This window comes from Streptomyces sp. NPDC127092 (genome assembly GCF_042722475.1).
In the GTDB taxonomy this organism is placed as follows: Bacteria; Actinomycetota; Actinomycetes; order Streptomycetales; family Streptomycetaceae; genus Streptomyces.
Window position 1 is genome coordinate 1 of sequence record NZ_JBHXFE010000378.1, and the last position, 1,105, is coordinate 1,105.

Consider the following 1,105-nt stretch of genomic DNA (forward strand, 5'->3'; position numbering starts at 1 on the left):
CCAGGATTCAGCGCCCGTTGCGTCCTGACCTCGGAACGAAACCCAGGGCGCTTCACATCGAGTGTATCGACGTGCCACGAGCGACCCCTTCGCGCGTCTATCAGGATCGACTCGTCCCGTCCCACCCCTTTACGGAACCCCAAATGGCGATATCATCGCCATATGACGATTGATGCGATCCCGGCCGAGCCTCAGTTCGAGGTGGCAGACAGTCATGCCGCGCTCTTCCATGCCCTCGCCGAACCCACACGCTTGGCTCTCCTCCAGCACCTCTCGACCGGTGAGCACCGAGTTCGCGACCTTGTCGAACACATGCACCTTGCCCAGTCGACCGTCAGCAAGCATCTCTCGTGCCTGCGCGACTGCGGTCTGGTCACCGCGCGCACTGAAGGCCGCGCTTCCTGGTTCACCCTCGCCGATCTGCCCCGACTAAAGGGCCTGCTCGAGGTGGCGGACGACCTGCTCGACACCTCCGGGACCACCCTCTCCCTGAAGAACCACCGCGATCACGAGAACCTCGAGGACGGGGACCTCTGATGAGCTCAGGACACGACCATTCGCACGGCGGCAGCGGGTCGAGCACCGCCCGGACGCGACTCGCCATCGCCTTCGCCATCACCTCCGTCATCGTGCTCGCGCAAGCGATCGGGAGCGTCGTCACCGGAAGTCTTGCCCTGCTCACGGACACGGCGCACGCCCTCGTCGACGCCTCCGGACTGCTGGTCGCGCTGATCGCGGCGACCATGATGTTGCGCCCGGCCAGCAGCAGCCGAACCTGGGGATTCGCTCGCATCGAGGTACTGGCAGCCTTGGCCCAGGCCACGCTCCTGATCGTGGTCGGCACCTACACCGCCGTCGAGGGTATCTCGCGACTAACCGACCCCCCGGACGTCCCCTCAGGAGAGCTGCTCATCTTCGGTGTGATCGGCCTGGTCGCGAACATCGCCGCGATCCTCATCCTGGCCGGAGGCAAGGACTCGAGCCTCAACATGCGTGCCGCGTTCCTCGAGGTTCTCAATGACGCTCTCGGTTCGCTCGGCGTGATCACGGCCGCGATCGTGATCCAGCTGACCGGATTCCAACAGGCCGATGCACTGGCTGGTTT

General features: G+C 64.8%; 2 protein-coding genes. Both read left to right on the forward strand.

What is annotated here, in order from left to right:
- Positions 1-162 precede the first annotated feature (162 nt).
- The gene (locus tag ACFWJO_RS40590; protein WP_041103453.1) at positions 163-537 is read left to right on the forward strand and encodes a helix-turn-helix transcriptional regulator; all 375 of its coding nucleotides are present in this window, start codon (positions 163-165) and stop codon (positions 535-537) included.
- A partial coding sequence (locus tag ACFWJO_RS40595; RefSeq protein WP_386873405.1) for a cation diffusion facilitator family transporter occupies positions 537-1,105 on the forward strand: 569 nt, incomplete at its 3' end. The genes ACFWJO_RS40590 and ACFWJO_RS40595, both read left to right, overlap by 1 nt.

Bases quoted from the DNA above. Each gene is read 5' to 3' on its own strand.
- ACFWJO_RS40590 (WP_041103453.1), top strand. From the start codon at position 163: ATGACGATTGATGCGATCCCGGCCGAGCCTCAGTTCGAGGTGGCAGAC.